Source organism: Microcoleus sp. K1-B1 (assembly GCF_036704705.1).
Lineage (GTDB): Bacteria > Cyanobacteriota > Cyanobacteriia > Cyanobacteriales > Microcoleaceae > Microcoleus.
The window spans coordinates 19,175-41,622 of record NZ_JAUBSH010000050.1 but is presented as its reverse complement, the minus strand read 5'-3'; the positions used below and the strand labels follow the sequence as shown (position 1 = coordinate 41,622).

Genomic DNA, 22,448 nt, shown 5'->3' with positions numbered 1-22,448 from the left:
TAAAGTCGAATGTTAAGCTTGCTTGGTTCGACTTTAACACCGTCCATAAAGCTAAGCTTCTGGGCCCCATCTAAAATCTAAAGTCTAAAATCTAAAATTGATATGGTTCACCAACCCCCATCCGGCGCAAGAGATTTATTGCCCCTTGACGTTGCTCAAAAAATTTCGATCGAACGGCGCTTGCAGCAGGTTTTTCACCGCTGGGGCTATCACCGGATTATTACCTCTACTCTAGAAAGGCTGGAAACTTTGATGGCTGGGGGCGCGATCGACCGATCGACCTTAATTCAACTGCAAGACGCCGAGGATGGAGAACTTGGTTTGCGGCCGGAATTGACAGCATCCATCGCCCGCGCGGCTGCAATGCGGATGGCCGGGACTCGCTGGCAGCCTCAGCGCCTCTACTACAACGCTAACGTGTTCCGCAAAGGCCCAGATACTGGCTCAGGCGGGCAACAGGAGTTCTATCAAGCTGGGGTAGAGCTGCTCGGCGCGGGGGGGGCGGTTGCGGATGCGGAAGTGCTGCTGCTGCTGTCAGAGTGCTTACAGAGCTTGGAAATTGATGAGTGGCATTTGGTTTTGGGAGAAGCGGGCTTGACTGCAACATTGCTGGAACCGTTTCCGCCAAATGTGCGCCAAAAAGTTCGGGGGGCGATCGCCAATCTCGATCGAATTGCCTTGGAAACTTTGCCGCTGTCAACAGAATTGCGAGAAAGAGCACTGCTATTATTTGACTTGCGCGGCCGCCCAGAAGAGGTGTTGCCAATTGTTGCCAAGCTGGATTTAGATTTGCCGCAGCAAGCCGCGTTAAATAATCTCAAATCGGCGATCGAATTGCTGCACCAATGCCAGTCAAAAATTCCCAATCTCAAATCCCACATTCACCTCGATTTGAGTTTAATTCAAACATTTGATTACTACACTGGAATTGTGTTTGAAGTTGTCAGCAGCAGCAAGACAGGACAGCGAGTTTTAGGACAAGGGGGACGCTACGACCAACTGTTGGGACTGTTCGATCCCCAAGGGCAAAATTCCCCCGGCATCGGGTTTTGTCTAAATATTGAAGATTTGCACCAAGTTTTGCTGACAGAGGGGCAATTGCCCACGCAGACGCCAGCTACCGACTGGTTGGTTGTGGCTCAAACTCCTGAAGCTAGTGCTGCCGCGTTTGCTTACGCTCGCAAACTCCGAGACTCTACGCACCTAGTTCGGGTAGAAATAGATTTGGAGAGTCGGGAGACAGCAGAGTCGGCGCGGGAATACGCGCGCGATCGACGAATTGCTCAAATTGCTTGGGTAAATGCCGAAGGATTGCCAACAATTGAAACGGTAAATTAGCCTAATTGGTAATTGGTAATTAGTAGTTGGTAATTGGTTAAAAATCACCGGATATGATATTATGTATCCTGCTGATTGATAGAAGGTTTTGCCAATTGCTAATTGCTAATTCCCTATCTACCTAAAATCTTTTGAGAGAACACTATGGCACACACTATTGTTACGAATATTTGCGAGGGAATTGCTGATTGCGTCGGCGCTTGTCCGGTTGCTTGCATTCACCCCGGCCCAGGCAAAAATGTCAAGGGTACTGATTGGTTTTGGATTGATTTTGATACCTGTATTGACTGCGGTATTTGTTTGCAGGTGTGTCCTGTCGAAGGTGCGATCGTTCCAGATGAGCGGCCTGAATTGCAGCAAACTCCGACTTGATTGAATTAACTCTTTTTCCCCTTCTGTTCTCTTCCTTTGTGTCCTAAGCGTTTTCGCGGTTCGTTAAATTTATATAGGAACTTTTTTAACGAACCGCAGAGGCCGCAGAGGACACAGAGAAGAAGTTGAGAAAGAACGAAAAAATCTAACGTTGAGATATCTTAAGTGCAGGTAATTAGTTATGCTACTTTTAGATCCCAAAACTCTCGCTCCAGCGACTGAACAGCGCATAATTCTATATGATGTGACTTGGGAGCAATACGAGCAACTTTCCGATATGTTTGTGGATGAATTTCCCAGAATGACGTACTTGGAAGGAACGTTAGAAATTATTATGACAAATTCGCCAGAACATGAAAGGCTTAAAAAAATTATTGCCCGGTTGATAGAAACTTATGCGGTTGAAAGGCTAATTAATCTCAACGGTTACGGTAGTGCTACATTTCGCCGCGAAGCTGTGAGACGGGGTGCCGAACCGGATGAGTGTTACTGCTTGGGTTCACTTGCAGAAATCCCTGATATTGCGATCGAAATTGCTCTAACTAGCGGTGGAGTTGACAAACTAGAAGTGTATCGCGGTTTGCAAGTTCCTGAAGTCTGGTTTTGGGCTAACGATCAATTTTCTATTTACCACTTGCGGGAGTCGGGTTATGAGTTAATTTCCAGCAGTGAATTTTTGCCTGAGTTAGACTTTTCTGTATTGAGTCAATATGTAGGATATGTTAACCAAACTGAAGCTGTCATTGCTTATAGAACTGTTTTGCAAACAGCTACAGGAACCTCCAATTAATAGACATTTCCAGAAAAGCCAGTATTGAACAGGCAAGATGCCTGTTCCACAATTTTAAAAAAGCCTGTGAAGCGTAGCTATCCCGCTCTTAATCGCACTTTACAAAAAAATCTACAATAAAATCTACAATAAAATCCCATGCAGCCGATCGCACTTTCCGACTCTCAAATTTTATCAATCCGCACCCACGCCGAAAGCGCTTATCCTGAAGAATGCTGCGGCTTGTTGCTCGGTCGAGTTACTGGCGATGTTAAAACTTTAGTAGAAGTTTGGCCGACTGAAAATGCTTGGAGTGGGGAAGCTGAAGAGAATTGGCCTGAACAAAAAGGATTGACAGAACGACGCAGATATGCTATTAAGCCCGAAGATATGTTGCGGGCGATGAAACATGGGCGCGATCGCAGTCTGGATATTATCGGTATATATCATTCTCACCCGGATTGTCCCGCAGTGCCCTCAGAGTGCGATCGGACATTGGCGTGGGCCGAATACTCTTATATTATTGTGTCCGTCCGACAAGGCTGTTGGGAAGACCTCCGCAGTTGGAGTCTTGACGGAGAGGGGAACTTTCAAGCAGAGGAAATTCGCCTAGTGGAACCGACTGAGATTAAGAAATAATTAGTAAAAATAACAAACACGTAAAAATGCGAAAGATTCAGATAGGATGTAATTCAAAATCTGCGCTACAAACAATATCATGCTAAATCCTAATCTGGAGGAGATCCAGCTCAACAAACAAGAATACGAACGCTACTCTCGCCACCTGATCCTCCCAGAAGTGGGATTGGATGGGCAAAAGCGTCTCAAAGCTGCCAGTGTGCTCTGCATCGGTACAGGAGGCCTCGGTTCGCCGCTGCTGCTGTATTTAGCAGCCGCCGGTGTGGGCCGCATTGGGATTGTAGACTTTGATGTTGTAGACCATTCCAATTTGCAGCGGCAAGTAATTCACGGCACTTCTTGGGTTGGGAAACCGAAGATTGAGTCGGCTAAAAATCGGATTTTAGAAATTAATCCTTTTTGCCAAGTTGATTTGTACGAGACTCGCGTTAGTTCCGAAAATGCGATCGACATTGCCACTCCTTACGATATCATTATCGACGGTACGGACAACTTCCCGACTCGCTATTTGATGAACGACGTTTGCGTGCTTTTGAATAAGCCCAACGTCTACGGTTCCATCTTCCGATTTGAAGGGCAAGCAACAGTTTTCAACTACGAAGGCGGCCCGAATTACCGCGATTTGTACCCGGAGCCCCCGCCTCCTGGGATGGTTCCTTCTTGTGCCGAAGGCGGTGTTTTAGGCGTATTGCCTGGAGTAGTTGGCTGCATTCAAGCAACGGAAGCTATCAAGATTATCTTGGGTCAAGGCACTACTTTGAGCGGCCGATTGTTGCTTTACAATGCCTTAGATATGACATTCCGGCAATTGAAACTGCGGCCTAATCCAGTGCGCCCGGTAATTGAAAAGTTAATCGATTACGAAGAATTCTGCGGCTTTAATCAAGTAAAAGCAGAACAACCGCAAATTCCTGAGATGACTGTCAAAGAACTTAAGCAGTTAATCGACAGCGGTGCGAAGGATTTTGTATTGTTGGATGTTCGCAATCCCAATGAGTATCAAATTTGTCAAATTCCTGGGTCTGTTTTGGTTCCTTTGCCGGATATCGAACACGGCGCAGGTGTCGCTAAGGTCAAGGAATTGTTGAACGGCCACCGCTTGATTGCACACTGCAAAATGGGCGGGCGTTCTGCGAAGGCTTTGGGGATTTTGAAGGAAGCTGGAATTGAGGGAATTAATGTTAAGGGCGGAATTACTGCTTGGAGTGAAGAAGTAGACCCGTCTGTACCTCAATATTAAGGCTAATCTTTTTCTGGGGCGGGCGATTTGCCCGCCCGGAACGGGGATTAGGGCGGGGGCAACTGTTTATTTCTATTGAGTAGATTCTTGAACTTACCTAGTAGATTCTTGGACTTGGCCAGTAACACAACCCCACCCCAAACTAGAGCCCCGGCACCGATACTAATCAACAATACGAAGGCAAAAGAATTAATTCCCACCTTCAGGAAAGGCAAAGCAACAATTTGATTCGGCGGGTCTTGTTTAATTAAATAAGGAGAACTTCCAGCCACCACTCCGGCTACTCCTAAACCAAAGCCGACAGCTTGAATCGTTACCTCTAGTTTGGCATCCCGATAAGCTTCTTCGATCGCCACAATAGCTCTAATTGCCTCGGTTGCTTGGTCTAGCAAGCCGGAACCGTGTTTGAAATAGCCTAAATCTGCTTGAATCTGCCTTTGAAACTGCGGGCAAGTTTCTTTACTGAATGCTGCGAGGAAACTTAAATCGGCATCACTATCATTGTACTTTTTAGCTGCTTTGATGTCAAGACTTATTTCATTTAATTTATTCTGGTAATTTTGGGCGTTAATGGCGATCGTATTTTGGCGAAACTCCAAATCAATCAGCATTCGGGCATACTTCACAGCGCGCGGCGGCATCTCTATTGTCTGACGTTCGAGATGTTCTAGTTCCTCTTGTTTTAAACCCGCACCTTTCGATTGCCTCTGCTGAGCTTTATCTCGCTGCAAATACTTAAAAGTATTGTCAATATCCAGTTCAATTTGTTTGTATTCCTCGCGAGTCACGGCGTAAAGCTTGCGGCTGTCGTGATAAGCGCGAAGAATCTTATTTCGGTACAGAAACAAATCCATAAAATCGCTGTACCGCGTCTCATCCCAGATTTCATCAGTTGCCGAACTGTTGAAAAACCAGACGATAACGTGGCAGTAACTATCGGGCTGACTCGGATTGCCGTATTCTAAAATCGGGCTACCGAACAATTCGCCTTGACGGTAAAAATCGGGCAGATTTTGACCAGAAATCAACTTTTCTAGACACTGTTTGCCTAAACTTTTGAGAAACTGCGAATCTGCCCGCGCCGCCTGATTTTGTTCGACACTCAGCCAAGCCGTAAGCAGCAGAGTTTGCCCGAAATAACTCTGCACGAAATCCGGCAGCAAGCAGTTATCGGGATTAAATTCCTTGAAGATGCTAACATCGACAGCAGGTGTTTTAATGCCGTTAACTTTTTCGGGAACAAAAATTTTTAAACCCAGGGCATAGCTGTCATCAATTCGCAGCGGTAGGGCAAAACCCTTGACAGGAATTTGCTGATTCTCAACCGAAATCTCCTTAGCAAAGGCAAGGGAATTGCGGTTGTCAACACGTTGTTTATTAATTAGGTTAACTCGGAAGCCGACAGGTTCCTCTTTTTTGTGGAAATAGCTGTCATTAAATTTTGTACTGACTGCTAATTTAGTTTGCAAAATCTCATCGCACTTCTGCCACAAACTGGCGGATTCCACAGGGAAATTCGACTCTGATTCTAGGGCGTTGCAGAGGTGAAAGGCAAATAAATAAACGTTGGGGGCATAGATTTGGCTAGTTGGAGTCATTGCTGGTATCTGATTGATTATTTGCTGCGCTTTCTTGAAGTTTTTTGTAGCTATCTTCAATGCTGGTACGCAGGGTTTGAGTGATATTGGTTAGCGGCGGTGTTGTACTTGGGGTGGGTTCGCCCGTATCGTCGAAATCTTTCCGCAGACAATCTCTTAATTGTTCTCCCAAGTCGCGCTCTATACACCAATTTTTGATAGCTTCAGCAATTAAAGATTCATTATCTGCTAAGTTTGCTATTTCGTCCTCTAAGTTGGGTAAATCTCGCCATGCTTCCGGCAAGAAAATGCTCGGTTCTTCCTTCAGCCAGTAGAGAAAGGTAGCGATATTTTTGTGAATTTTCACTGTAAAATCCTCCGTTAATAAAATGTGATTTACTTGGGCGGGCATTGTCAGCTAGTGGTGTCAATCAACACGCTCTTTCCCGAAGTCCGGCAGGGAATGAATTCCCTGCCTCAAAGCGAAAGTCCTCTGAAGAGGACTAATACCAAATTTAGCTTAAGTACCCCATTTATCTTGCTTGTCTGCGGAGGCAGACTTAGTTTAACAAGTAGCGGTTGTAACCGCCGAATCATAAAGGAGGTGAATAACTCGAATTAAGTATAACTCTTCAGTCCTCTTCAGAGGACTTTCGCTATTAGCCAGGGAATTCATTCCCTGGCGGCCTTTCGGTTTAACCTAAAACCATTATAATACCCACCCGATCTAATATCCAGTAGCACAAAATGCGGCCCAATACTTAGGATGAACAAAAGGCTGCTTAGCCTTGGGTATATAACTTAACCAATCTTTCACACTTTGTCTAGATTTTTCATCTAAATTTAACAATCCTACCCAAACTCGAAAATCCTCCATACTCACCCCGCGCATCCAGTTTTGCGCCGCATTCAAAGCGAGGGCTACTGAATCTGCCTCCGGCAATTCCTGATAAAATTTAATCATCAAAATTGCCGTGGCAAAATCATCGACTGCCCACAGACTGCTGACAACATTCATGCTACCCGCATACAAGAAACCGCTGGGTAAACCAATGTATTCATCCGTCATTGCGGTTGAGTCGGTTAACCCGGTTTCGCAGGCGGAAAGTGTGACGAGACTGCACTGCGGTAACTGCAAATCGGCAAAGATTTCTCGCAGGGTGAGGCATTTTTCTGGGATGGCTTTTCTGCCGCTGCGTAGGGTGACATAGGGCTGTTTTTCAGCGGGATGATTTGACTCTGCCGGCGGGGGTGAGGTTTGCGGTTCCAGGGAATCGGCTAAGACTAGGGATGACAGCAGCGGATAGTCAAAGTTGAATACGCCGTGACAGGAAAAGTGCAGGTAGTTGGCGTTTGAGAGGTTTTCTCGGTTGTCGTTGAGGGCGGTTTTTGTGGCTTGTTTTTTGAGTAAAATTTGATGCGGATTGAATCTGGTTTTGATGGTTTCTACTTCCATGTCGGCGTTGAATAAGTCTTCGGTGGGATTCTGGAGGGCGAATAGTTGTTGCTGATTGGGTGGGGGGGATTTTCTGGTGGTGATGCGATTTTTTACGAGTTCCAGCAGTTGCAAGCTGGGGGCGTATTTCACGCCTGCGGGGAAACTGTCGAGTAGGTAGCCGCGAAAGTTTGTTTTTTCTTGAAATCGGGTTTCTGAGGTGAATTGTAGGGCGTGGAGGGGGAATAGGTGCAGGTAGCGGTGGGGTACTAGGATTAGTTGTTTGCAGTTGGGGGGGATGTGGGCGATTATCTCGTTTAGTCGCAGGATTTCTGAGAGTTTTTCGAGTTTTTGGGATAGGGTGTTTTGCCAGGTTTTGTTGGTGTTTTTGGTGCGGTATTCGTCGAGATAGTTGTTTTTCCAGGTTTCTAATTCGGCTATTTCGGTTGTGGTATATGTGACTGGTTTTATGCTGTCGCGGGTGATGATGAAGGCTGATCCGCCCCAGCTATCGTCGGAGTTGGAGTTATTGCCGATGTACCATTCTATGATTGCTGTTTCGGTGTCTAAGGTTTGTTGGAATTTGGTGATGTCGATGGGTTCGACTTTTTGAGTTAGGGTGAATTCTGGTTCTCGCTGTTTTATTTGTTCCAGCAGTTGTGTTAGTTGCTGTGATGTTGTTTCTAGTTTGTCTTTTTCTTGTTGGAAATATTCGGGGCTGAGGCTGCGGGTTTGGGTTGTGCGTTGTGAGGGAGAGTCTTCGGGAACCCCCCCCGGCCCCCCCTTGGTAAGGGGGGGAGAAAGAGGGGGAGGAGATGGGGTTTCTGTTTCTAGGAGTTGTTGGGAGGCGGCGATTTGGCGGCGCAGGTTTTGGAGTTGCTGTTTCTCGGTTTCGGTGGCTGTTTTGGGGTAGATTTCGCTGTTGGTGAAGAGTTCGACTAGGTAGCGGGATTTGCTGCGTTCGATTGTTTGCAGGGCTTTGTCATATTGTTGGTGATTGATGCAGGATGGGATCATTTTTTCGTAGACATCGAGATTTTCTGCGATGATTTCTCGTTTGCGGTTGTCGGATGTTATCCAGTCGCGGCTTTGTTCGACTGCTTGGATGGCTTTTTCGTAGCCGAAGATGGCGGTTTCCCACAAACTTTCTGCAACTCCTAAATTGCCTAGATTTCTGCCTGTTTGCAGACAGTCAATTGGCAAAGCGGTGGGAGTGTGAACTTGTAAAGCTGCTTTAAAAAGTTGGATCGCCCTTTCTATATTCTCACCCTGTTCTCCTTTGATTCTGTGAATGTAAGCAATTGCCAAATTATTTTGACTCCCAGCCCAATCTTGGGGAAAAGCATCGCGGGTGAGAACTTGTAAAGCTGCTTCATAAAATGCGATCGCCTTTTCGATATTCTCACCCCGTTCTCCCTTGATTCTGTCACTGTAAGCAGCTCCCAGAGTATTTTGAGTCTTTGCCCAATCTTGGGGAAAAGCATCGCGGGTGCGAACTTGTAAAGCTGCTTCATAAAATGCGATCGCCTTTTCGAGATTCTCACCCCGTTCTCCTTTGATTCTGTCACTGTAAGCAATTGCCAAATTATTTTGAGTCATCGCCCAATCTTGGGGAAAAGCATCGCGGGTACGAACTTGTAAAGCTGCTTCATAAAGTGCGATCGCCTTTTCGAGATTCTCACCCCGTTCTCTTTTGATTCTGTTACTGTAAGCAATTGCCAAATTATTTTGAGTGATCGCCCATTGTTGGGGAAAAGCATCGCGGGTACGAACTTGTAAAGCTGCTTCATAAAATGCGATCGCCTTTTCGATATTCTCACCCCGTTCTCCTTTGATTCTTAGACAGTAAGCATTTGCCAAATTACTTTGAGTCTGTGCCCAATCTTCGGGAAAAGCATCGCGGGTGTCAACTTGTAAAGCTGCTTCATAAAATGCGATTGCCTTTTCGATATTCTCACCCCGTTCTCCTTTGATTCTCAGACAGTAAGCACTTGCCAAATTATTTTGAGTCTGTGCCCAATCTTGGGGAAAAGCTGCGCGGGTACGAACTTGTAAAGTTGCTTCATAAAATGCGATCACCCTTTCTATATTCTCTCCCCTGTCTCCCTTGATTCTGTTTCTGTAAGCAACTGCCAAATTATTTTGAGTCATTGCCCAATCTTCGGGAAAAGCTGGGCGGGTGTAAACTTGTAAAGCTGCTTCATAAAAAGCGATTGCCCTTTCTATATTCTCTCCCCTGTCTCCCTTGATTCTCTGGCTGTAAGCAGTTGCCAAATTATTTTGAGTCCCAGCCCAATCTTGGGGAAAAGCTTGGCGGGTGCGAACTTGTAAAGCAGCTTCATAAAAAGCGATCGCATTTTCTATATTCTCTCCCCTGTCTCCCTTGATTCTGTCACTGTATTTATTACCTAGACCTATTTGAAACCTTGCCCACTTTTCTGAGTAAGCTTCGCGGGTAAAAATAGTTAATCCTATATCCAGACAAGCAATCGCAATCTCTATGTTGCTTCTGCGACTGCCTTGCTGAAGACTTGAAATTTCTAGATTTAAATTGTATAAAATATTGGCACAATATTGGGCTATATCTGCATCCAAGTTGGGCAGGGTTTCTGTTGCCCACTCTCGCAAATATTCGGCAAAATCATCGTCTAATAATTCTAGATGGGCTTGCAGGATGGCGGTTTGTTCGTCGCTGGGACAGGTGAGGAGAGATTCAATCAGGGTGAGATAGGCTTGGCGGCGTGGTTGGTTCATTTTTGACTACCCATGTTTGTAGGATTTTACATTTTTTGTGGGCTCGGCGCGGGGATGAAGAAACCGGGTTTTTGGGAGTTTTCGGGTGTTGGGCGATGATTGTCAAAAAAACCCGGTTTCTGGGCTGGGCGCGGGGATGAAGAAACCGGGTTTTTGGGAGTTTTTGGGTGTTGGGCGATGATTGTCGAAAAAACCCGGTTTCTGGGCTCGGCGCGGGGATGAATTACCCCAACCCTTCAACTAACAGATTGCGAGCACTTTCCAACGCTTCCTGCAACTTGCTTGCATCGCGTCCCCCAGCTTGCGCCAAATTCGGCCGCCCGCCGCCTTTTCCGCCGCAAATTTGAGCAATTCCCCCGATAAACTTGCCAGCTTGCAATCCTTTCTTATTGACTTCTGGACTAAAAGCTGCCACCAAACTTACCTTGTCCGGTTCAGGAATTGATGCCAAAACAACCGCAGCATTTCCTAACTTTTGCTGCAATCTTTCCGCCGCAGTTTTCAGCGCTTCTGCATCCACATCTCCCAATTGAGCTACAATGATTTTGAATTCGCCGAGATCCTCAGCCGCACTCAGCAACTGGTCGGATTTCGCGATCGCCAATTCCGACTTCACAGCAGCCAAATGTTTCTGAGTATCCTTCAACTCATTCTGCAAATTAGTAATCCGGTTCGGCAATTCTTCAGGCTTCGCCTTAAATCGATCGCCCAAATCGCGCACCACCTTATCCCGCACGTTCAAATAGTCCAAAACAGCTTGACCGGAAACCGCTTCAATCCTGCGAGTTCCCGCCGCTACCCCCGCTTCGGAAACAATCTTAAACAGCCCAATTTCTGCGGTATTGCTGACGTGAGTTCCGCCGCACAATTCCATCGAAACGCCGGGAAAATCGATAACCCGCACCACGTCGCCGTACTTCTCGCCAAACATCGCAGTCGCGCCTTTTTCTCTCGCAAGGGCGATCGGCATTTCTGCAACGACCGCAGCGTGCGCCTCAGCAATCCAACTATTAACTAAATCCTCAATTTTCTGCAACTCTTCTGCTGTGACAGCGCGCGGAGAATTGAAATCAAACCGCAATCTCTCTGACGATACCAGCGAACCAGCTTGCGAAATCGAATCGTCTACAATTTTCCGCAAAGCTGATTGTAATAAGTGAGTTGCTGTGTGGTTAGCCTGAATTCGGCGGCGACCGCTATTGTCAATCTTCGCAGTAATACTATCGCCAACTCTCAGCGTTCCCCGTTCCACAAAGCCGAAATGCACGAAGAAATCCGATTCCTTCTTCACATCATCAACTCTTACTAACAAACCCTCTCCCTTCTCTCCCTGAATGCTGCCATTCAAATAACCTTTATCCCCAATTTGTCCGCCGGATTCAGCATAAAACGGCGTTTGGTTCAAAACAACTTGTACCTCAGTACCCGCCGTTGCTTCCTCCACAGATTTGCCGTCAACCAAGATAACTTCCACCTCAGCTAAACTCGACAATTCAGCATAACCGACAAACTCAGTTCCTTGGATTGTTTCAGCCAACTTATCCAAAGAACCCTGCACCGTCAAATCGATTGTTTGGCGAGCATCTTTAGCGCGAGTTTGCTGTTCCTTCATTGCCGCTTCAAATGCGTCCAAATCCACAGTTATTCCCTGTTCCTCAGCAATTTCTTGAGTCAGTTCTAAGGGGAAACCGTAGGTATCGTAAAGAGTGAAAGCATCTTTACCGCTGATTTGTTGGTTGGTTTGCTGTTTTGTACGATCGACAATTTCCTCCAGCAGCTTCTCTCCGCGTTCCAAAGTCTTGAGAAACTGCGCTTCTTCCCTTGCCAATTCCGCCTTAATTTGAGCTTCCCGCCGCCGCACATTCGGATAAGCTGCTTCCGAAAGGCCGATCGCACTTTCAGCTACCCGCACCGTAAATTCGCCCTGAATTCCAATCAGTCGCCCGTGGCGCACCACCCGGCGAATCAACCGCCGCAAAATGTAACCCCGACCAACATTCGACGCGCGAATTTCGTCCGCAATCATGTGTACAACAGCCCGAATGTGATCGCCAATTACTTTCAGTGAAACCTTGACTTTTTCATCGCTATTGTGGTAATCAATCCCGGCAATTTCTGCTGCCGATTGAATGATCGGAAAAATCAAATCTGTTTCGTAATTATTGGGGACTTTCTGGAGGATTTGCGCCATCCGTTCCAGTCCCATGCCAGTATCAATATTTTGATTTTGCAGCGGTGTTAAATTGCCCTCTGCATCTTTATTGTACTGCATGAAAACCAGGTTGTAGAATTCAATAAACCTGCTATCATCTTCGAGGTCAATATTGTCGCCTCTCTCTGGGTGGAAATCATAGTAAATCTCCGAACACGGGCCGCAGGGACCTGTCGGCCCCGATTGCCAGAAATTGTCATCTTCTCCCATGCGCTGAATCCGATCGCCCGGAATGCCAATTTCATCGCGCCAAATCGCAAAAGCTTCGTCATCTTCTCGGAAAACGCTAACAACCAAATTCGACGCTGGTAAACCGAAAACTTCCGTGGAAAGTTCCCACGCCCAGGCGATCGCCTGTTTCTTGAAATAATCCCCGAAACTGAAGTTACCCAACATTTCAAAAAACGTGTGGTGGCGGGCGGTGCGGCCGACGTTTTCGATGTCGTTGGTGCGGATGCACTTTTGAGAAGTCGTGGCGCGCGGTGATTCGGCGGTGCGCTGTCCGAGAAATATCGGCTTGAATTGTAGCATTCCGGCGATCGTCAGCAACACCGTCGGATCTTCTGGCACCAAAGAAGCACTCGGCAATATCTTATGTCCCCGCTGAGCATAAAAGTCGAGGAAGGTTTGGCGGATTTGGCTGCCACTGAGAAACTTAGGAGAAATAGACATGACAAAAACACTTAAGTATGTAAAGATGTAGCAACAATAGAATTTATAGGACTTACGCACGGGTGTCCAGAAACCCGGTTTTTCTACCAAAATACTTGCTTAAAATCCTCAATCTCGGTAGAAAAACCCGGTTTCTTTGTTCGGAGCGCGTGAGTGCTAACTTACATCTATTTGGAGATTCATATCATTATACTTAGTAATGTAAAGACCTATCAAGTTTTGCAAATTGTGCTTTACTCCTCCGAAAAGCCATGCTAACTTAATAATAGACACCAGGACAGGAAGAGAAAGGAGGTCGCTATATTTAGAAAGAAAGTTCGAGGATATAGGCATGGTGTCTCCGGTCTAGATTCCCAGGCGCAGCAGAAATTAACCGAACACAACTTGAAATAGTGGCGAACTGCCAAACCGCAGTCAAGCCAAACCGCAGTCGAGTCAGACTTAGTTGTCGTTGCGGATTAAAAGTAAAGCTGCACAAGTTGTAAACCCTAGTAAGTAAAAGTTCTCAACCGGAAACATCTCGTTTGTTAGAAGAAAAAACAAAGTTCTCATATTATTGGGTCTGGTCGCTGTCGATCGGGCCCTATGAATTTTTATAGGGCGATCACAGGAGGAGACGGTTCGAGAGGGAGATTGGGGGAGAGTTCGACGGTATAAGTGCTTTCTGGTGAAAAGAAACTTCCCTGCAAGTCGATCGGCGAGCGATCTGTGCAGCTTTTGAGTTATATCTTATATATAATTGATTGAACGTGTGCGCCCGCGCCCGCCTGCTTTTTGCCGGGGGTCAAGCGCTGTGGTATGAGGCACTCTCAAGATGCGATATCATTGAGGATGTCAGTCAAGACATTAAAACCTACCCCGCTGTGCTGTATAGCAGCAAAATCAACGCTTCTATGAGCTTGCTGCAAGCCAAGGATAGCCAACCGCCATTTTTGGTGACAAAACCAGGCTCAAAAATTTGAATCTCAGGATATTTAGAGTCAAGACTCTAAATAATCCCATCCCCGACGCAGGGGTGAGAGTTCAAAAAATAAAAGCCCGCCCACTCAAAAAAGCTAGTGCCACTAACAACGGTAGTAAATCACTAGCACAGTTCTTAAACTCACAATTTCCGGAGATTCCAGGTACAATTATGGCCGAAATAACTAAAGAAGAAATGCGCGAACGGCTGGGAAATATCGACCAGATTCGCGATATAATTTTTGGAGCGCAGCTTAGAGAATACGACAATCGCTTCGATAAAATAGATTCCGACTTGTCGATGATGCAGCAAGATATGCAAACTCGCATCGAACAAGTAAAAACAGTTCTTTCAGGAGAAATGAGGGCTGCAGTTGATTCGTTAGAGAAGAAAGTTAAATCGCTCACCTCAAACACCCAAGAAGAAAGCGCAGACATCCGCCAGCAAGTCGATCGCGTTAACCGCAAATTCTCCAGCAGCATGGAAGCCCTCGACGAAGCTATCGACAATCAAACCAGTTCGCTGCGCGAGGAACTCTCCCAAACCAGAGAGCGACTATCTGAAGAAACCCGCACTTTGAAAACACAGGTTTTTGAAGAGCTCGATCGTCGCTTTTCTATGCTCAGAGATGTTAAAGTTTCTAGAGACGACATGGCAGAAATTCTGTTTGAACTCGGCATGAGGCTCAAAGGAACAGAATTTGTACCCGAACTTAAAGGCGTTGCGGATAATAAGTTAAATACCGAATTTCTGTTGCCGGAGCGCCACCATAACGGATAATAACGAATGGCTTTACCGAAAGAAAATCCGGCTGACGAAAATGAGTTAGAGGGTTTTGTTTCTCAACCTGACGAGTCTGCTGCCGATGCAGCAACCCAGCTAGAACCCTTGCTGAATCTGTTAGTAGATCTCAAAATTTTTGCGGGTTCCAACCAGCAAAATGCAGAGCCCGAAGATCACAGCAGTGGCGATAATAATCAAGCTGGGGCCCTCGGTGGGTTGATGGATTTGTTAGGTATTTCTGAGCAAGCGCCAGAGGAAGTTGCAGCGAGTGTACCCGAAACTGGCGATGATCGCCAACCGGAGTCTGGCGATTCCCCGCCTGTTGCAGACGAGTTCAAAAGTTTGCTATTCGCTACTCACAAACTCAACACTTCTGAACTGGAAAAAGACTATTCCTCAGCTAAAACTATAGATGTTTCCGCGATCGCCCAGCCGGATTTGGAGGAGGAATCACAGCCTGTCGAAGAATTGTCTAACTTGACAATGAAAGATTCTCTACAGGAAGTACAGGCTCAACAATCCCACGGGTTCGATCGGCAACAAGATGTTTCCCCTCCCGAAACCGAGTCAAAATCCTCGGAAATTCCCAATGACTTCATAGTTTCCACAGTCTCATATCCACCAGAAACAGGATATTTAGATCCGGTGGTTGCTTCGCTTCAATCGACGCCAAACTTGGTAGAACAGCCGACACCGATATCGCAGCCAGGAGAAATATTAGGCCAAATTAAACAGGATTTAAATGAAGCCGACAGCGCGATGGAAAGGCTGCAAAATCTGATGTTCGGCTCAAAAATGTCGGATATCGAGCAAGTCAAAAATCTTCTGGCAGAAAACGATTTGCCGGGGGTGCGCCACCTGATGGCAACAATCGACGATAAATTAGGAAAATTGGAGCACCAAATTTACGAGCCCCAAGAGTTGATTGAGTTGATGTTACCTTGGATCGCAGAAATTCTCAGTCGCAAAGTGGCCGATTCCAGGGAAGAAGTTGTCAAGGCGATCGTCCCAATTATTGACGAAGTGATTAGGGCAAAAACTGTCGAAAACAAGTCGGCAATGAGTGCGGCAATAGCTGAGCTGCTTCCCGACGCACTTGCTCAACAAATAGTGAATTCGCCAGCGGATATTGCTCGCGCGATCGCCCCAGAAATTGGTCTGGCAATTAAAGAGCAAATTCGCCTTGACCAAGAGTCGATCGCTCAAGCCCTCGCCCCCGAAATGGGCAAAGCGATTACAGCCCAAATAAGACTCGAACGGGACTCTATGGTGGATGCGCTCTATCCCGTAATTGGCAGTACAATTTCCCGATACATGGCAGAAGCTATCAAGACAATCAATGAAAAAGTGTCAAATGCCATCAGCGTCGAAGGATTCCAGAGAAAAATTCGCTCCAAAGTACAAGGAGTCTCCGAAGCTGAATTAATCCTCAAAGAATCAGTACCCTTTACCGTCCAAGCCGCATTCTTAATTCATAAAGCATCAGGCTTGATTATTTCCGAAGTTCAAAACTCAGAAAGCTACCAGCTAGAATCCGAAATGGTAGCAGGAATGCTCACAGCTATTCGCAGCTTTGTTAACGAGTGCATCGTGCAGCCGGGAGAATCTTCCGAACTAAATCAAATTGAATACGGCGACTCAAAAATTATCCTAGAAGTAGCGGGATATTGCTACATGGCAGTCGTGATTAAAGGAGAACCGCCCCACTTATTCATCAAAAAAATACGACAAACCGTTAGTAATCTCATCCTTAATTATGCTAAAGTAATTCACGAGTTTAACGGCGACCCCGGTACTATACCGGAGTCGCTGCACCCGTGTATAAAAACTTTATTCGACCCGCTAGAAACGGAAAAATCAAAAAAACCCCCGATCGCCCTTGCGGCGATCGGTTTAGCCGCCTTGAGCTTAATCTTAGTACCTTGGGGAATTTATCAGTACCGCAGCAGCGTTGAGCGCCGCCTCGAAGCAAATGCCATCGCAGCTTTAGCATCGACTCCCGAATTAGCAGTTTACCGCTTAGATGTTGCAGTTGATGGCAAAACTTTAAAGCTAACCGGTAAGTTGCCAAATCAAGAATTGCGTGCACAAGCCGCAAAAATAGCCGCATCAACAGCACCAAAATTGCAATTAGATAATAAAATTATAGCTGTAGATGTCCCCCCTGATCCAGTTTTGACGGCGGCTGAGGTGCAGCGGATTACCGCCGTTTTGAATCAGAAAGAGGGCGTTTCTATTTCTACGCGGTATGGCGATCGTAAAGTGACTGTAGAGGGGACAGTTAGAGAGGGTGCAGACGGACAGAAAATAGCTCAGTCCCTGAAGCAAATTCCCGGTGTTCAATCGGTGATTAGCACAGTTAAATTAGAGCCGCTGAAAATTACAACCCGCATCTACTTTCAGCCAGGAACGACAACATTAGACTCTACACAGGGAGAAATCATCGCCAGTGTCAAAAAATTCATGGATCAATATCCTCAAAAACAGCTTAAGATAATTGGGCACAGCGATCGAACAGGAGAACTTGTTACAAATCAACAGTTGTCGCTCAGGCGTGCCGCAGCAGTGCGAGATGCTTTGGTACGGCAAGGTGCTGATCCAAAGCGCCTCCAAACGGTTGGCATCCCCCATCCTCCTGCCGACGTGGAACCAAATCAACCACGACTTTTAAGCAGATGCGTGGTATTTGAACCAATAACTAAGACCATAAACAGTAAATAATTATGTCAGTTACTATATCTAAAAAAATGTGTATGATCGGCGATTTTGGCGTGGGCAAAACCAGCCTGATCCGCCGTTTTGTTGATCGGCAATTCAGCGACCAATATCTCTCCACCGTGGGAGTAAAAATTTCTCGCAAAAACGTAGAATTAGAAGGCGTAAAACAGCGGGAAAACGTGACTGCACAGTTGCTAATTTGGGACTTAGAAGGGCATACAAAATTCAAAGGAATAGCACCGACTTACTTGCAGGGAGCTAGCGGCGTTTTAATCGTTGCCGATGTCAGCCGCTCGGAAACAGTTGAGCGAATCTCCGAACACATTAAGCTTTTTTCTTCAGTCAATCCTAAAGGAGCAATTATCGTCGCTTTGAACAAAGTAGACTTGATTGACGAGGAAAAATTGGCGCTGCTAGTGGAAATGTCCCATTCGATAAGTCAAGACAAAGTAATAGCAGTTTGCACGACATCTGCTAAAACAGGCAAAGACGTTGACGAAATTTTCTACAAACTAGCTTACACAATGGTAGAACAAGTATGAACATCCTGTTAAGAAAGCTGTTAGGCCCGCGACAAACACAGTATTTTCTAGTAAATCACCATTTCATCATTCAGGAAACCTCCGCCGAACTGCAGCATTATGCCGATACTCCGGGCGAGGCTATACCCGGTGTAGATGCTCGCCTGAGTTTTCCTGAACTGATTGGCATTGAAAATATCCTCATGTCTATCATTATGGGACGGCTGCCAGGTTTTGAAGTCAAAGGTATCGCTCGGTTTGCTGACCCGAACCGCCCTTTATACTTTGATATGTTGGCTATCAAATATGAAGAAGAACAAGAAGATGTGCCCAGTAAATTACTAATTTTGATTGAAGATACCACCGAAAAGATGGTAATGAAGCAATCCTTGATTCAGAGGGCGAATGAAGCTAATCTTTTGGTGAGTGCTTTAGCCGCTTCTAAAGATTATATAGATAAAGTTATCCGTTCGATGGGCGATGCTTTGTTGGTGACAACAACATTAGGAACGATCAAAACAATCAATCAATCGGCACAATGGTTATTTGGGTATAGCGAAGCAGAATCAATCGGCAAACCCCTGTCTTTAATAGTCGTAGAAGAAACATTAATTTACCAAGCTCGCCACAGCTATATTTTGTCTCAAAAAGAGCTGCGTAGAGAACTAGAAATAGTCTGCACTACTAAAGCAGGAGAAGAAATTTGGGTAGAATTTTCCTGTTCGGCAATTCAGACAGAATTAGAGGGACTTTACGATTTCATTTATATAGGTAGGGACATCACAGAACGCAAACAACAAGAAATAGAAATTCGCCGCTCTTTGGCAAAAGAGCAAGAACTCAGACAGGTAAAATCTCGTTTTTTCTCGATGATTGCTCACGAATTCGGCAATCCTTTAAGTACAGTATTATTTGCTACTAAAATTCTCCAAGACTACGGCGACGACCTCACCCACGCGGAAAAACAACAATACCTGCAACACGTTAAATCAGCATCTCAACAAATGGCTCAGCTATTAGATGACGTGCGGTTGCTCAGCAGCGCCGAAGCAGGAAAACTCGAATTCTATCCCGCACCACTTGACTTAAAAAAATTTTGCAGTGAGTTAGTAGAATCAATTAAAATTAGTTATGGAAAAAATCATACAATTAACTTTATTTATCAAGAATTAGTTACCCCCGCGAAACAAAATGATACCGACTCGCAGGAAACGCCACAGTTGCCCGCACTAGATCCCAAATTGCTGCGGCACATTTTGACAAATTTGCTGTCAAATGCGGTCAAATATTCGCCCCTCGACAGCCATATTTATTTTGAATTAAATTGTCAGAATAATGAAGAAGCTATATTTAAAATTAAAGACGCAGGCATTGGCATTCCTCTCGAAGACCAAGAACAACTCTTTGAATCTTATTATCGAGCCAAAAATGTCGGAAAAATACCCGGTACAGGACTGGGTTTATCCATAGTCAAGCAGTGTGTAGACTTGCACGGAGGTCAAATCGAATTTTCCAGTGAGATAGGGCTAGGCACTACCTTTATAGTCAGAATTCCATTTGAGAAACAGAGATAAATAAATAAATTTTATATAATTAGATACAGAGGGCGCCTTCCATACTAAAAACCTCACATGAAAACCTTGTTTAAAAAACTGTTAGTTCCCCACCACTTGGAGTACCTAGCACTGGATAAAAACTTTTTAATCCAAGAAATCTCTCTGAAAGTGCAGCGGTTTGCCGACTGTCCCGACGAAGTAGTCGCCGGCAACGATGTCCGCATTCCCTTTCCAGAATTACTGGGAACTGAAGAAATTTTAATCGATATTTTTGAAAAACGTTTGCCAAATTTTGAATTAAAAGCGATGACGCGACTATTAGAAAATGGTTCGCGGCTTTATTTTGATATGTATATTGTGGAGTTCACCAATGACGAGAATTATCAGAGATTAATTATATTTTTTCAAGACGTAAGCGACCGGATGGCTTTAGAACAAACTCTAGTGCAAGCTACCAATGAAATGGATATTTTATTGAGTACCTTAGCAGCTACTAATAATTATGTTGAAAAAATTATAACTTCAATGGCCGAAGTTTTGTTGGTAACAACAGCTTCGGGAAAGATTAAAAAAGTCAATCAAGCGGCTCAAGATTTGTTCGGTTACAGCGAATCAGAATTAGTAGGCCAGCAAATAGACGCTCTTGCAGCTTTTGGTTCCTCTTTGCAAGCACTGAGCCAGGAGCCTCAACAATTGCAAACTAACGCCGAAGTAATTTGCACGGCAAAAACCGGAGAAAAGCTAACGGTTTCGTTTTCCTGTACGGCGATTTCGACTGATATTAAAGGTTTTTCTGGCTCTGGGCCCGCCCTTCAAGATTTCGTGTACATCGGCCGCGATGTCACGGATAGACAGCGCGCCCGCAAGCGACAAATAACTCAGTACGTCACCACTCGCATCCTGTCGGCATCCGAAACAATCAAAAAAGCTATAGCAGCAATTCTCCCCGTAATTTGTGACAGCTTGGGATGGGATACGGCCGAACTTTGGATGCCCGAATCTGGGGAAAAACTGCTGTCAGAAACTAAGAGAATAACTGGGGTTTCCGATCCCAATTTGCTTCGGTGCGTCGCCAGTTGGACAAAACGCTCAGTTTCTATCCCCAAATTTGCCGAATTTACCGAACAAATGACTTGTGCGTTTGGCGAAGGATTGCCCGGTTTAGTTTGGGCCAGCGGTTCCTCTCAGTGGATTGCCGATGTCACAAAAAGCGACAGTTGTATGCGCCGCGAACTCGCTGCTGAAGAAGGACTACACGGAGCTTTTGGTTTTCCAATTTTGGGCGACTACGACCCGGAAAATTCTGCAAAGTCTGTGTTGGGGGTGATGATTTTATTCAGCCGCGAAGTGCAGTGTTTTGATGAAGAATTGCTCCAGATAATGGCAACCATAGGCAGCCAGCTCGGTCAATTTATCAAGCGCAAGCAAGCGGAAATAGCTTTGCGGGAAAGCGAAGAACAACTGCGAGACTTATTTGAAAACGCTACTGACTTAATTCAAAGTATTGGAGCGGACGGTCATTTTTTGTATGTAAATCGGGCTTGGCGGGAAACTCTGGGCTACACCGAAGCAGAAATTGCTCAAATGACTGTTTTTGATATCATTCATCCGAACAGTTCGCCAGAGTCTCTGGATATATTGTATCAAGCTCTTAGAAAAAAAACGGTCAATGAAAATACATTGTATCCCGACTCTATTGAACTAACATTTATAACTAAATATCAGGAAAATATTTTGCTCGAAGGCAGCATAAGCTGTAAATTTGCGGCAGGTTCGCTAGTAGCGATTCGCGCTATTTTGCGAGACATTACTGCTCGAAAACTGGCCGAAGATGCCCTAGCCAAATCTGTGTCCCTGCTGCTAGCAACTTTTGATTCTACTGCGGACGGTATTTTAGCGATTGACAGGAGCGGAAAAATCGTCACTTTCAATCGACAATTTGTGGAAATGTGGGGCATACCTGATGAATTGATGGTACTGCGAGACGACGCCACAACGATCGCCTTTGTGCTGAACCAACTCAAAGATCCCCAAGGATTTCAAGAAAGAATACAATCGCTTTACGAGCAGCCAGAAGCCGAAAGTTACGACTTGTTGGAATTTAAAGATGGCAGATTTTTTGAACGCTATTCGCAACCGCAGCGGCTGGGAGATACAATTATCGGCAGAGTCTGGAGTTACCACGACATTACGGAACGTAAACAAGTAGAAGATGCCCTGCGGGAAGAACAAGAAAAATCAGAAAAGCTGCTGTTAAATATCTTGCCCAAGGCAATAGCAGAACGCCTCAAGCAAAACGAAACTACTATTGCCGAATACTTTCCCGAAGTGACTGTTTTGTTCGCTGACATTGTGGGGTTTACTGCTTTGTCGGCAGTCATGAATCCGATCGAACTTGTGGATCTCCTAAATAAGATATTCTCAGGATTCGACCTTTTGTGCGAACGGCACGGGTTAGAGAAAATCAAGACCATCGGCGACGCATACATGGCAGTAGGAGGACTGCCTGAACCCAGGGCAGACCACGCAGATGCGATCGCCCAAATTGCCCTAGATATGCAAGCAGAAATAGCCCGATTTAATGCTAACAATAATAAATTTTTTAGCATCCGCATCGGCATTCACAGCGGCCCGGTTGTTGCCGGAGTAATTGGTATAAAGAAGTTTATTTATGATTTATGGGGCGACACGGTAAATATTGCTTCCCGCATGGAATCTCAGGGTTTGCCTTGGCGGGTTCAAGTAAGCGACACTACTTATAATTTATTGAAACACAAATATTTGTTTCAGGAGCGAGGAATGATTGAAGTTAAAGGCAAAGGGGTAATGAAAACTTATATTCTCATTGGCCGAAAATCAGGCAGCTCATCAGTTATAAGTCATCTGGCTGATGACTAAAAG

The 22,448-nt window shown here is 45.5% G+C and carries 15 protein-coding genes; 11 read left to right on the top strand and 4 right to left on the bottom strand.

Going from position 1 to position 22,448, the window contains the following annotated elements; genetic code table 11:
• Positions 1–102 precede the first annotated feature (102 nt).
• The 5 genes from QUA83_RS18480 (at position 103) to moeB (ending at position 4,358) form a co-directional block, all read left to right on the top strand.
• The gene (locus QUA83_RS18480) at positions 103–1,338 is read left to right on the top strand and encodes an ATP phosphoribosyltransferase regulatory subunit (RefSeq protein ID WP_333294980.1); all 1,236 of its coding nucleotides are present in this window, start codon (positions 103–105) and stop codon (positions 1,336–1,338) included.
• Positions 1,339–1,482: 144 nt separating this feature from the next.
• Positions 1,483–1,710, top strand: a complete 228-nt coding sequence (locus QUA83_RS18475) for a ferredoxin family protein (RefSeq protein ID WP_333054336.1) — start codon at positions 1,483–1,485, stop codon at positions 1,708–1,710.
• Between the two features lie 181 nt (positions 1,711–1,891).
• Positions 1,892–2,500 (top strand): Uma2 family endonuclease, encoded by a 609-nt coding sequence (locus QUA83_RS18470; RefSeq protein ID WP_333294979.1) that lies wholly within the window; start codon positions 1,892–1,894, stop codon positions 2,498–2,500.
• Positions 2,501–2,638: 138 nt separating this feature from the next.
• Positions 2,639–3,118, top strand: coding sequence for a M67 family metallopeptidase (locus QUA83_RS18465; protein WP_333294978.1), 480 nt, complete (start codon positions 2,639–2,641; stop codon positions 3,116–3,118).
• A gap of 79 nt (positions 3,119–3,197) precedes the next feature.
• Positions 3,198–4,358, top strand: a complete 1,161-nt coding sequence (gene moeB, locus QUA83_RS18460; protein ID WP_333294976.1) for a molybdopterin-synthase adenylyltransferase MoeB — start codon at positions 3,198–3,200, stop codon at positions 4,356–4,358.
• A gap of 47 nt (positions 4,359–4,405) precedes the next feature.
• Here the strand turns inward: moeB and QUA83_RS18455 are convergent, their stop codons facing one another.
• The 4 genes from QUA83_RS18455 to alaS all read right to left on the bottom strand — a co-directional run bounded on the left by QUA83_RS18455 (position 4,406) and on the right by alaS (position 13,008).
• The gene (locus QUA83_RS18455) at positions 4,406–5,956 is read right to left on the bottom strand and encodes a hypothetical protein (protein WP_333294974.1); all 1,551 of its coding nucleotides are present in this window, start codon (positions 5,954–5,956) and stop codon (positions 4,406–4,408) included.
• Positions 5,943–6,302: a hypothetical protein gene (locus QUA83_RS18450; RefSeq protein WP_333294973.1), complete on the bottom strand. Its 360-nt coding sequence runs from the start codon at positions 6,300–6,302 to the stop codon at positions 5,943–5,945. The genes QUA83_RS18455 and QUA83_RS18450 overlap by 14 nt, the downstream gene beginning before the upstream one ends.
• 360 nt (positions 6,303–6,662) lie before the next feature.
• Positions 6,663–10,124: a CHAT domain-containing tetratricopeptide repeat protein gene (locus QUA83_RS18445; protein ID WP_333294972.1), complete on the bottom strand. Its 3,462-nt coding sequence runs from the start codon at positions 10,122–10,124 to the stop codon at positions 6,663–6,665.
• Between the two features lie 223 nt (positions 10,125–10,347).
• Positions 10,348–13,008, bottom strand: coding sequence for an alanine--tRNA ligase (gene alaS / locus QUA83_RS18440; protein ID WP_333294970.1), 2,661 nt, complete (start codon positions 13,006–13,008; stop codon positions 10,348–10,350).
• Positions 13,009–13,751: 743 nt separating this feature from the next.
• Between alaS and QUA83_RS18435 the strand changes: the two genes are divergently transcribed.
• The 6 genes from QUA83_RS18435 to QUA83_RS18410 all read left to right on the top strand — a co-directional run bounded on the left by QUA83_RS18435 (position 13,752) and on the right by QUA83_RS18410 (position 22,445).
• A complete protein-coding gene (locus tag QUA83_RS18435; RefSeq protein WP_333294968.1) occupies positions 13,752–13,970 on the top strand; it encodes a hypothetical protein in 219 nt (72 codons plus the stop codon).
• 170 nt (positions 13,971–14,140) lie between these two features.
• Positions 14,141–14,749 carry a hypothetical protein gene (locus QUA83_RS18430; RefSeq protein WP_333294966.1) on the top strand — a complete coding sequence of 203 codons (609 nt, stop codon included), beginning with the start codon at positions 14,141–14,143 and terminating at the stop codon, positions 14,747–14,749.
• 6 nt (positions 14,750–14,755) lie between these two features.
• On the top strand, positions 14,756–17,473 hold the full coding sequence (locus QUA83_RS18425) for an OmpA family protein (RefSeq protein WP_333294964.1): 2,718 nt from the start codon (positions 14,756–14,758) through the stop codon (positions 17,471–17,473).
• 2 nt (positions 17,474–17,475) lie between these two features.
• Positions 17,476–18,012, top strand: a complete 537-nt coding sequence (locus QUA83_RS18420) for a Rab family GTPase (RefSeq protein WP_333294963.1) — start codon at positions 17,476–17,478, stop codon at positions 18,010–18,012.
• Complete coding sequence (locus QUA83_RS18415; protein ID WP_333294961.1) at positions 18,009–19,565, top strand: PAS domain-containing sensor histidine kinase; 1,557 nt, start codon at positions 18,009–18,011, stop codon at positions 19,563–19,565. The genes QUA83_RS18420 and QUA83_RS18415 overlap by 4 nt, the downstream gene beginning before the upstream one ends.
• Positions 19,566–19,622: 57 nt before the next feature.
• Positions 19,623–22,445, top strand: coding sequence for an adenylate/guanylate cyclase domain-containing protein (locus tag QUA83_RS18410; protein ID WP_333294959.1), 2,823 nt, complete (start codon positions 19,623–19,625; stop codon positions 22,443–22,445).
• Positions 22,446–22,448: the final 3 nt, after the last annotated feature.

What these genes read in the sequence shown, in the direction of transcription:
- QUA83_RS18480 (WP_333294980.1), top strand. Translation starts at nt 103, where the DNA reads ATGGTTCACCAACCCCCATCCGGCGCAAGAGATTTATTGCCCCTTGAC.
- QUA83_RS18475 (WP_333054336.1), top strand. Translation starts at nt 1,483, where the DNA reads ATGGCACACACTATTGTTACGAATATTTGCGAGGGAATTGCTGATTGC.
- QUA83_RS18470 (WP_333294979.1), top strand. Translation starts at nt 1,892, where the DNA reads ATGCTACTTTTAGATCCCAAAACTCTCGCTCCAGCGACTGAACAGCGC.
- QUA83_RS18465 (WP_333294978.1), top strand. Translation starts at nt 2,639, where the DNA reads ATGCAGCCGATCGCACTTTCCGACTCTCAAATTTTATCAATCCGCACC.
- moeB (WP_333294976.1), top strand. Translation starts at nt 3,198, where the DNA reads ATGCTAAATCCTAATCTGGAGGAGATCCAGCTCAACAAACAAGAATAC.
- QUA83_RS18455 (WP_333294974.1), bottom strand. Translation starts at nt 5,956, where the DNA reads ATGACTCCAACTAGCCAAATCTATGCCCCCAACGTTTATTTATTTGCC.
- QUA83_RS18445 (WP_333294972.1), bottom strand. Translation starts at nt 10,124, where the DNA reads ATGAACCAACCACGCCGCCAAGCCTATCTCACCCTGATTGAATCTCTC.
- alaS (WP_333294970.1), bottom strand. Translation starts at nt 13,008, where the DNA reads ATGTCTATTTCTCCTAAGTTTCTCAGTGGCAGCCAAATCCGCCAAACC.
- QUA83_RS18430 (WP_333294966.1), top strand. Translation starts at nt 14,141, where the DNA reads ATGGCCGAAATAACTAAAGAAGAAATGCGCGAACGGCTGGGAAATATC.
- QUA83_RS18425 (WP_333294964.1), top strand. Translation starts at nt 14,756, where the DNA reads ATGGCTTTACCGAAAGAAAATCCGGCTGACGAAAATGAGTTAGAGGGT.
- QUA83_RS18420 (WP_333294963.1), top strand. Translation starts at nt 17,476, where the DNA reads ATGTCAGTTACTATATCTAAAAAAATGTGTATGATCGGCGATTTTGGC.
- QUA83_RS18415 (WP_333294961.1), top strand. Translation starts at nt 18,009, where the DNA reads ATGAACATCCTGTTAAGAAAGCTGTTAGGCCCGCGACAAACACAGTAT.
- QUA83_RS18410 (WP_333294959.1), top strand. Translation starts at nt 19,623, where the DNA reads ATGAAAACCTTGTTTAAAAAACTGTTAGTTCCCCACCACTTGGAGTAC.